The organism is Pandoraea sp. (assembly GCF_041919235.1).
Lineage (GTDB): Bacteria > Pseudomonadota > Gammaproteobacteria > Burkholderiales > Burkholderiaceae > Pandoraea.
In genome coordinates this window covers 123,018-132,027 of record NZ_JAYRUC010000017.1, presented here as the reverse complement: position 1 = coordinate 132,027, position 9,010 = coordinate 123,018, and the positions used below count along the sequence as shown (strand labels likewise).

Annotated in this window: 8 protein-coding genes, 1 other RNA gene and 1 riboswitch; of the genes, 6 read left to right on the top strand and 3 right to left on the bottom strand. The window is 64.4% G+C overall.

The window, feature by feature from the left end; translation table 11 throughout:
• Window positions 1–17 precede the first annotated feature (17 nt).
• Both ACE3UG_RS15145 and ACE3UG_RS15140 read left to right on the top strand, forming a co-directional pair.
• Entirely contained in the window at window positions 18–950 is a 933-nt protein-coding gene (locus tag ACE3UG_RS15145) for an electron transfer flavoprotein subunit alpha/FixB family protein (RefSeq protein WP_374625267.1), read from the top strand.
• 185 nt (window positions 951–1,135) lie between these two features.
• On the top strand, window positions 1,136–2,917 hold the full coding sequence (locus ACE3UG_RS15140; protein WP_374625243.1) for an acyl-CoA dehydrogenase: 1,782 nt from the start codon (window positions 1,136–1,138) through the stop codon (window positions 2,915–2,917).
• A gap of 185 nt (window positions 2,918–3,102) precedes the next feature.
• Here ACE3UG_RS15140 and ssrS read toward each other — a convergent pair.
• The 3 genes from ssrS to ACE3UG_RS15125 all read right to left on the bottom strand — a co-directional run bounded on the left by ssrS (window position 3,103) and on the right by ACE3UG_RS15125 (window position 3,939).
• Window positions 3,103–3,284: non-coding RNA, 6S RNA (gene ssrS / locus ACE3UG_RS15135), on the bottom strand.
• A 35-nt stretch (window positions 3,285–3,319) separates the two neighbouring features.
• The gene (locus ACE3UG_RS15130; RefSeq protein WP_042117003.1) at window positions 3,320–3,631 is read right to left on the bottom strand and encodes a cell division protein ZapA; all 312 of its coding nucleotides are present in this window, start codon (window positions 3,629–3,631) and stop codon (window positions 3,320–3,322) included.
• Window positions 3,628–3,939, bottom strand: a complete 312-nt coding sequence (locus tag ACE3UG_RS15125; RefSeq protein ID WP_374625240.1) for an ATPase — start codon at window positions 3,937–3,939, stop codon at window positions 3,628–3,630. The genes ACE3UG_RS15130 and ACE3UG_RS15125 overlap by 4 nt, the downstream gene beginning before the upstream one ends.
• 89 nt (window positions 3,940–4,028) lie before the next feature.
• Window positions 4,029–4,281, top strand: a riboswitch (cobalamin riboswitch).
• Between the two features lie 153 nt (window positions 4,282–4,434).
• On the opposite strand from ACE3UG_RS15125, the gene ACE3UG_RS15120 reads away from it, so the two are divergent.
• From ACE3UG_RS15120 to cobO, 4 genes are all read left to right on the top strand, one after another.
• Window positions 4,435–6,417 carry a TonB-dependent receptor plug domain-containing protein gene (locus ACE3UG_RS15120; RefSeq protein WP_374625238.1) on the top strand — a complete coding sequence of 661 codons (1,983 nt, stop codon included), beginning with the start codon at window positions 4,435–4,437 and terminating at the stop codon, window positions 6,415–6,417.
• A 27-nt stretch (window positions 6,418–6,444) separates the two neighbouring features.
• Entirely contained in the window at window positions 6,445–7,440 is a 996-nt protein-coding gene (locus tag ACE3UG_RS15115) for a FecCD family ABC transporter permease (protein ID WP_374625236.1), read from the top strand.
• On the top strand, window positions 7,437–8,261 hold the full coding sequence (locus ACE3UG_RS15110) for an ABC transporter ATP-binding protein (RefSeq protein WP_374625234.1): 825 nt from the start codon (window positions 7,437–7,439) through the stop codon (window positions 8,259–8,261). The genes ACE3UG_RS15115 and ACE3UG_RS15110 overlap by 4 nt, the downstream gene beginning before the upstream one ends.
• 72 nt (window positions 8,262–8,333) lie before the next feature.
• Complete coding sequence (cobO, locus tag ACE3UG_RS15105; RefSeq protein ID WP_374625232.1) at window positions 8,334–8,981, top strand: cob(I)yrinic acid a,c-diamide adenosyltransferase; 648 nt, start codon at window positions 8,334–8,336, stop codon at window positions 8,979–8,981.
• Window positions 8,982–9,010: the final 29 nt, after the last annotated feature.

The window sequence follows — 9,010 nt, the reverse complement described above, 5'->3', positions numbered from 1 at the left end:
CTAAGGGAGACGACGAGATGAGCATTCTGGTAATTGCAGAACACGACAACCAATCGATCAAGGCGGCAACGCTCAGCACGGTGGCGGCGGCGCTGCAATGCGGCGACGACGTGCATGTGCTGGTTGCAGGCAGCAACGCGAAGGCAGCGGCCGATGCGGCCGCGCAGATCGCGGGTGTGAAGAAGGTGTTGCTGGCCGACGCGCCGTACTTCGGCGACGGGCTGGCGGAGAACATCGCCGACGAGGTGGTGTCGATCGCGGGAGGCTACACGCACATCCTGGCGCCGGCGACGGCGTACGGCAAGAACATTGCGCCGCGCGTGGCGGCGCTGCTGGATGTGGCGCAGATTTCGGAGATCACGAAGGTCGACAGCGCGGACACGTTCGAGCGTCCGATCTACGCGGGCAACGCGATTGCGACGGTGCAAAGCGCGGACAAGGTGAAGGTGATCACGGTGCGCTCGACGGGGTTCGACCCGGTGGCGGCCACGGGCGGCAGCGCAGCGGTGGAAGCGGTGGCGGCGACGCCGGACGCGGGCGTGTCGCAGTTCGTTGGGCGAGAGGTGACGAAGCTGGACCGTCCGGAGCTCACGAGCGCGAAGATCATCGTCTCGGGCGGGCGGGGTCTGGGCAGCGGGGAGAACTATACGAAGGTGCTCGAGCCGTTGGCGGACAAGCTGGGTGCGGCGCTGGGCGCGTCGCGCGCGGCGGTCGATGCCGGTTACGTGCCCAACGACTATCAGGTGGGTCAGACGGGCAAGATCGTGGCGCCGCAGTTGTACGTTGCGGTGGGGATCTCGGGGGCGATTCAGCACCTGGCGGGGATGAAGGATTCGAAGGTGATCGTGGCGATCAACAAGGATCCGGAAGCGCCGATCTTCTCGGTGGCGGACTACGGACTGGTGGGCGATCTGTTCACGGTGGTGCCGGAGTTGACGGCGGCGCTGTAAGCGGCCTGTCGTGAGGTGACGTTGCGGGCGGCGCATCAGCCGATGAGCGCCTCCCGCAGCCGATCCGCATGAGGAGACCGGCCGGCGACGGCGCGATGTCTTCATGCGAATCGGTCAAACAAAATAACAAGAACCCCGGCATTCGCCACCATCAGCAGGCAATCGGAATCCCTTGGAGGAATGACATGAGTTATCAGGCCCCGATCAAGGACATGCGGTTCGTGATGAACGAACTGGCGGACCTGACGAGCATCGCGGCGCTGCCGGGCTATGAGGATGCCTCGCCCGAACTTGCGCAAGCGGTACTCGAGGAAGCGGCACGTTTCAATCAGGAAGTGCTGGCACCGCTGAACGTCATTGGCGATCAGCAGCCGAGCACGTGGAAGGACGGCGTTGTCACCACGACGCCGGGCTTCAAGGAAGCCTTCCGAAAGTTCTCGGAAGCCGGTTGGCAAGGCGTGGTGCATCCGCAGGCGTTCGGTGGACAAGGACTGCCCAAGCTCGTTGCCACGCCCTGCACGGAAATGCTCAACGCCGCGAACCTGTCGTTCGCGTTGTGCCCGTTGCTGACCGACGGCGCGGTGGAAGCGCTGCTTACTGCGGGCACCGACGAGCAACGCGCCCTCTACGTCCCGAAGCTGCTCTCGGGCGAGTGGACCGGCACGATGAACCTGACCGAGCCGCAGGCCGGTTCCGATCTGGCGATGGTGCGCACGCGTGCCGAGCGCGAAGCCGACGGTACGTACCGCATCTTCGGCACGAAGATCTTCATCACGTTCGGCGAACACGACATGGCCGAGAACATCGTGCATCTCGTGCTGGCGCGTACGACCGATGCCCCTCCCGGAGTGAAGGGCATTTCGTTGTTCATCGTGCCGAAGTTCAACGTCGACGCCGAAGGCAAGCTCGGCACGCGTAACGACGTGCATTGTGTGTCCATCGAACACAAGCTCGGCATCAAAGCGAGCCCGACGGCGGTGCTGCAATTCGGGGATAACGGCGGGGCGACGGGCTACCTCGTGGGCGAAGAGAATCGCGGCCTCGAGTACATGTTCATCATGATGAACGCGGCGCGCTTCGCCGTCGGCATGCAAGGCGTGGCCGTCGCCGATCGCGCCTATCAGCATGCCGTGGCTTACGCACGCGAGCGTCTGCAAAGCCGGCCGGTGGACGGCTCGTCGCGCGACGCCGTGGCGATCATCCATCACCCCGACGTCAAGCGCATGCTCATGACGATGCGCGCACTGACCGAAGGTGCCCGCGCACTCGCGTATGTGGCAGCGGCGCAGGCCGATATCGGGCATCACGCCGCAGACGCTGCCGAGCGCAAACGCGCGCAGGCCGTCTACGAATTCCTCGTGCCGATCGTGAAGGGCTGGAGCACCGAGATGTCGCTGGAGGTGACGAGCCTGGGCGTGCAGGTGCATGGCGGCATGGGCTTTATCGAAGAGACAGGTGCGGCGCAGTACTACCGCGACGCGCGCATCCTGCCCATTTACGAAGGCACGACGGCCATTCAGGCGAACGACCTGATTGGCCGCAAGACGTTGCGCGATGGCGGCGCCGTGGCACGCGCGCTGTTCGAGCAGATTGTCTCGACCGAGAACGAACTGCGGGCCTCGGGCGGCGTGGGGCAATCGGTGGCGGAGCGCCTTGCGAGGGGACGCGAAGCGCTGTCGATCGTCGTCGACTACGTGGTCGCGAACACACAGGACAACCCGAACGCAGTGTTCGCCGGCAGCGTGCCGTATCTGAAGCTCGCCGGCATTGTGCTGGCGGGATGGCAGATGGGGCGTGCGCTGCTGGCAGCGCAGGCGTTGCGCGATCAGGATCCGGCGTTCCATGACGCCAAGATCGGTACTGCACGCTTCTTTGCGGATCACATTCTCACGCAGGCCCCGGGCCTTGCGCAGGCGATTACCGAAGGCGCGGATTCGGCATTGTCATTGAGCGACGCGCAGTTCTGATCGTCGGTTCGGCCGGGCGTGGCGCGCGATATGACGATATGGCGAAATGGCGAAATGGCGATATGGCCATATCGCGAGATGGAGGGCGGCCTGCGGGTCGCCTTTTTTCGTTTGCGCGAAAGTGCGTTGACCGGACGCGCGCCACGAACGAAAAAAAACGGCACTGCGTGCGCAGTGCCGTGTATTGGGTCCCCGCCTCAGCCGCTAAGCCGGCATCCTGAACCGTGAGGTTCAAGGTGGTCGCGGTTAGTAACGCTTCGGGTTCATCAGACAGAGTGACGATCACACCAGCACTACAAACTTCCGCAACCTGCAACAGATCATTGGTTCAAGGAATCTATGACTTTCGCGAACCAGGCAGGGAAAACTAACCTTTTGAATCGAACAGCCGCCCGTGAATTTTCAGTTCTGATACTGATCGATCACAGCGCTCAGTCGTTCGTTCATGCGTTGCATTCTACTCTGAATTTCTTCGGCGGGGAATGCTTGTCCCGCCGCAATGCTCTTTTCCAGCGCAAGCAATTCGGATGCCAGACTCAAGGCTGCCATGACGGCAATCCGGTCGGTACCGCGCACGCTGCTTTGCGCGCGAACCTTGCTCATTTCGGCATCGACGCGCGACACGGCGGACAGCAGGTCGGCCTCGTGTTCCGGCGGGCAGGCAAGCCGATACGATTGTTCCAGAATGTTGACTTCGAGCTGCTTGATCGTCATGCCTTTTCTCCACCAGGGGTGCCGAGCAGATCCATCTGACCTTCAGCGGGGTTTTGCGTCGGGAGCTTTTCCAGAATGGCGTTCAGGCGAACCTGCGCTTCGTCGATCTTGGCGGCGAGCTGATCGCGCTGCAAACGCAGGGCGTCGCGCTCGGCGCGCAATTGCTCGATGGCGGCGCGCGTGTCGTCGCATTCGGCACGCGCGCGATCGAGTTCTGCGAGCAGCGCTTGATTGTGTTGATGAAACCGTTGGCTTATCAGAACCAACTGTTCGATTTTATCGGTGAGATTGTCGAGATCGGTGAGCATCGGGCTGCGTCCTCTTGATTGCCCTACATTCTAACGGAATCGGCGGCCAATGCCCGACGAACGAGCATTGACGCTCGTTCGAATGGCCCCTACACTTGCGGCACTTCGGTGCTCGCGCACGCCTCCCCGGCATGCGCAGTTAAACGGGAAACAGGGAGCCGCGTCCCCACACGGGCTGGCCAACCTGTGCTGCCCCCGCAACGGTAAGTCATCCTTTCGGCCCGAAAGGTTTCCGAAAACGCGCTTCACCTCCATCGCCACTGTGAGCCCATCGCTCGCGGGAAGGCCGGTCAGGCGCCACGATGACCAGCCCGGATACCGGCCCAAGTGAGTGGGGAAACGCCTCGCCATCCGGCATCAGCCGGAGGTGACGCGCCGCCGTTTTCATGTGTCGATGCCCAGCATTCGTGACGTGTTACCGGCGTTCCCCGTGCGCCGGCGGCCTGCGGGGGAACGGGTCTGGGCAAAAAAAAACTACGGAAGTCACTCCAGACCATGCGCACCCACGTTCGCGCGATGGCGCATCGCGCGCCTGCTTTTGCACACCCGGCCTCGCCACCTGACATACCTGTTCCCACCACGCAACGCCTCGGCATTGCCGCCATTCTGCTGGCCGCGAGCGTTGGCGCCCACGCGCAGTCGGCGCAGTCGGCCGATGGTGCGTCGGCACCCGCGACGATTCTGGCGGCCAACGCCACCGACAACCCCACGGCCGTCCAGCTCACGACGACCGTCGTGACCGCTTCGCGCACCGAACAGACGCTGGCCGACACGCTGGCGGCCACGTCGGTCATTACGCGTGCGGACATCGAACAGAGCCAGGCGCAGGACCTGCCGACGCTGTTGCGCGGACAAGCCGGCGTGGAAATCGTGCAGAACGGCGGCTTTGGCACGTCGGCCAGCCTCTTCATGCGCGGGGCCGCGTCGAACGCCTCGCTCGTCCTCATCGACGGCGTGCCAGTCAACTCGGCCACGACGGGTACGACCAACATTGCCCAGATTCCGGTATCGCAGATCGATCACATCGAGATCGTGCGCGGCAACGTCTCTGCCTTGTACGGTTCGCAAGCCGTGGGCGGCGTGATCCAGATCTTCACGCGCAAGGGCCATGGCGGAGCGCCACGCGCTTACGCCGAAGTGGGCTACGGTACGAACAACACTTCGCAAGCCAACGCCGGTATCGCCGGTTCGTTCGAAGACGGCAAGACCCGCTTCTCGCTGGACGTCTCGCGATTTCACACCACCGGCATTTCGGCGCAGGACCCGCGCTTCAACCCGAAGGCCAACCCCAACCGCAATGGCGACGACAACACGAGCGTGAGTGCGATGCTCTCGCGCAAGCTCGGCGACACGTGGGAAGTTGGCGCTCGCCTGTTCCAGAGCGACGGCAGCAGCAGCTACGACAATGCCTTCGGCAAGCCGACCGACCTGAACGACACCGACGCGCGTGTGCGTCAGATGTCCGCCTACGCGAAGGGCAACATCACCGACAAATGGAACACGCGCGTCACGGTCACGCAAGGCGACGACTATGCCGACACCTATCTGAACGGCAAGGACAACGGCAACTTCCATACGTCGAGCAACCAGATCGACTGGGCCAACGAGTACGCCTTCATGCCGGACCAGAAGTTGACTGCGGGCTACTCGCGTCTGGAGCAGACGGTCGATAGCAATACCGCTTACGATCGCAACAATCGGCACCTTGATTCGGGATACTTAGGATATGAGGGCACGTTCGGCAAGCATCAGGTGCAGGCCAACGTGCGTCGCGACGTGTATTCGGACTTTGGCGGCGCCAACAGCTACTGGATCGGCTATGGCTATCACCTCACGCCGCGATGGAAGTTCATGGCCAATGCGTCCGACGGCTTTCGCGCGCCGACGTTCAACGAGTTGTTCTACCCGGGTTTCGGCAATCCCAACCTGCAGCCGGAACGCTCGATTTCCAAGGAACTGGCCGTGCAGTTCAATGGCGGTGAACGCCTGGGTCTGGTCAAGCTGACAGGCTTCCAGACCCAATACACGAACCTGATCCAGTCGTTGACGGTGTCGCCGTATACCGCCGTCAACGTGGCGAAGGCGCGGGTCGAAGGTCTTGAGCTGACTTACACGGGCCGTCCGCTTTTTGGCGTGGACGTGCGCGCGTCGTTCACGCGTCAGAACCCGACCGATCTGGATGCCGACAAGCAACTCGCGCGCCGTGCCAGGCAGTTCGGCTCGGTCGGCCTGTCGAAGACGTTCGACAAGCTCACCGTCGGCGGCGATGTGTTCTTCAGCGGCGAGCGTTACGATACGGCAGGCCAGCATCTCGGCGCCTACACGCTCGTGAACCTGCAGGCGCGTTACGATATCGACAGATCCTGGTACGTCTCGGCACACCTGGACAATGTCTTCGACAAGAACTACCAGACGGTCTATGGCTACAACACCCTCGGGCGCGCGATTTATGTCTCGCTTGGCTGGAAGCAATTCTGACGACGTCCTGGCAGGGCGCGACGCTGCATGACGCTGCGACGCGCCTTCGCTATCTGGACGGGACTGGCCTGTGCAGGGCTGGTCGTACTCGTGGCGTCGCTCATGCTCGGGAGCGTGCCGGTCTCGTTGCGCGCGATCGGCACGCTGCTGCTCGGCCACGACGCGGGACTCGCGGGCGACGTGGTCTGGCGTTTGCGCCTGCCGCGCGCGCTGGCGGCGTTCGCCTGTGGCGGCTTGCTCGCGGTCGCAGGCACGCTGATGCAGACCCTGCTGCGAAACCCGCTCGCCGACCCCTACGTACTGGGCATTTCCGGTGGCGCAGGCGTTGCCGCGCTCGCCTCGCTGGCGCTCTCGCTGCCTTTCTTCTGGGTGCAGACGAGCGCCTTCGCCGGTGCGCTTGCCGCCATTGCCATCGTGATGGCGCTCTCGCATCGCAGCTTCTTGCGCCCCGGCGAGCACGACAGCAGCACCCAGTTGTTGCTCACCGGTGTGATGATGGCGGCAGGCTTCGGCGCACTTGCCACGCTCATTCTCACGCTCGCACCCGACGCCAGCCTGCGCGGGATGCTGTTCTGGCTCACAGGCGATCTGAACGGCGTCGACCGTGCGTGGCTGCCCATGGCGGCGCTGGCCGCGACGCTGCTCATCGTGTCTCCGGTCGCGCATCGCCTGAACGTGCTGCTACGTGGCGAAGCCGTGGCGCAAGCCGTCGGCGTGGCCGTCGGGCCGCTGCGCGCCCGGATCTATCTGGCGGCATCGCTTGCCACGGCCGTGGCCGTGACCACCGCCGGCAGCATTGGCTTCGTCGGTCTCGTCGTGCCTCATATCCTGCGCCTGCGCTTCGGTAACGATCAGCGCATGCTGCTGCCGGCGGCGGCGCTCGGAGGCGGCGCGCTATTGATGCTTGCCGACTTGGTGGCGCGCACCCTCATTGCGCCGACGCAACTGCCCGTGGGCGTCATTACGGCGATGATCGGTGTACCGGTCTTCCTGTGGCTCCTTTCCCGGCGGGCAATTCGATGAGCGCGCCACTGCTGCAGGCCCACGCGTTGACACTGCGCGCCGGCGAGCGCGTGCTGGTCGATTGGCTCGATTTCGTCGTCGTGCCGGGAGAATGCTGGTGCCTGGCCGGACCCAACGGCGCGGGCAAGACGACGTTGCTCGGCACACTTGCCGGGTTGCGGTCCATCGACGGCAAACCACGGGCAGACTCGACCATCGCCGCCAGCGGCCGCGTGGAGATTGGCGGCAGATCGCTGGCGCAGTGGCGTGCCGGGCCGCTGGCCAGAATGCGCGCGCTGATGCCGCAACAGACACGCGACGCGTTCGGTGCGACGGCCCTGGAAGTCGTGCTCGCGGGCCGTCATCCGTACCTGGCGCAGGGCCGCTGGGGCGCGTGGGAGTCGGACGACGACATTGCCGCCGCCATGGAGGCACTCACGCAGGTCGGTCTGCACGGCTGCGCCCTGCGCGACGTCACCACGCTCTCGGGCGGTGAGCGTCAGCGCGTGTCGCTGGCCGCGGTGCTGGCGCAGGCCACACCGTTGCTGCTGCTCGACGAGCCGGTCTCGCATCTCGATCTGCATCACCAGATCGATGCGCTCGAGCGGCTCGCGCGCCACGCACAAAGCGACGCCGCCGCTGTCATTTTTTCGTGCCACGACCTGAATCTCGCGCGCCGCTTCGCTACGCACGCGCTGTTGCTCGACGGCCGTGGCGGCTGGCGTGCCGGCCCGGTGCGAGACGTGCTCTCGGCGCCGCATTGCAGCGACGCTTTCGGTTACCCGCTGCGCCTCATTCGCGATGGCGACGACGAGGCCCTCGTGCCCGTGCGCCGCGCATGACGCCATGTCGGACCGACCCACAATCCACCCGCGTGCATCCGTTCCCCGGTGCATGCCCGCTTTAGACAGGTGATGTTCATGACGCAGGAAACGCCGCAATCCCCATCCGACGCCGCCGACGACGGCCGCAACGAGCGCCACCACGCCCGCATGGTGCGCAAGAAGGCGCTCATCGACGACAAGATCGCGCAGGCGCAGCGCGACTGCGGCGTGATCGTGGTCACCACCGGTAATGGCAAGGGCAAATCGAGTTCTGGCTTCGGCATGGTCGTGCGCGCCATGGGGCACGGCATGAAGACGGGCGTGGTGCAGTTCATCAAGGGCGCGATCCCGACGGGCGAGGAGAAGTTTCTGCGCCGCTTTCCCGAAGCGTGCGAGTTTCATGTGATGGGCGAGGGCTATACCTGGGAGACGCAGGACCGCACGCGCGACATCGCCAAGGCGGAAGCGGCCTGGAACGAGGCGCGCCGGATGTTGCGCGACCCATCGTTCGGCCTCGTGTTGTTCGACGAGTTGAACATTGCGCTCAAACTCGGTTATCTCGACGTGCATGCGGTCATTGCCGATCTGCACGCGCGGCCCGAGATGCAGCACGTGGTCATCACCGGTCGCGGCGCACCGCAGGCGCTCGTCGACGCCGCCGACACCGTGACCGATATGACGCCCGTCAAGCATGCGTTTGCCCACGGCATTCGCGCGCAAGCCGGCGTGGAAATGTAATCAGCGCTTCATTGTTTCAGGACGTCCCA

Bases quoted from the DNA above. Each gene is read 5' to 3' on its own strand.
- ACE3UG_RS15145 (WP_374625267.1), top strand. From the start codon at position 18: ATGAGCATTCTGGTAATTGCAGAACACGACAACCAATCGATCAAGGCG.
- ACE3UG_RS15140 (WP_374625243.1), top strand. From the start codon at position 1,136: ATGAGTTATCAGGCCCCGATCAAGGACATGCGGTTCGTGATGAACGAA.
- ACE3UG_RS15130 (WP_042117003.1), bottom strand. From the start codon at position 3,631: ATGACGATCAAGCAGCTCGAAGTCAACATTCTGGAACAATCGTATCGG.
- ACE3UG_RS15125 (WP_374625240.1), bottom strand. From the start codon at position 3,939: ATGCTCACCGATCTCGACAATCTCACCGATAAAATCGAACAGTTGGTT.
- ACE3UG_RS15120 (WP_374625238.1), top strand. From the start codon at position 4,435: ATGCGCACCCACGTTCGCGCGATGGCGCATCGCGCGCCTGCTTTTGCA.
- ACE3UG_RS15115 (WP_374625236.1), top strand. From the start codon at position 6,445: ATGACGCTGCGACGCGCCTTCGCTATCTGGACGGGACTGGCCTGTGCA.
- ACE3UG_RS15110 (WP_374625234.1), top strand. From the start codon at position 7,437: ATGAGCGCGCCACTGCTGCAGGCCCACGCGTTGACACTGCGCGCCGGC.
- cobO (WP_374625232.1), top strand. From the start codon at position 8,334: ATGTTCATGACGCAGGAAACGCCGCAATCCCCATCCGACGCCGCCGAC.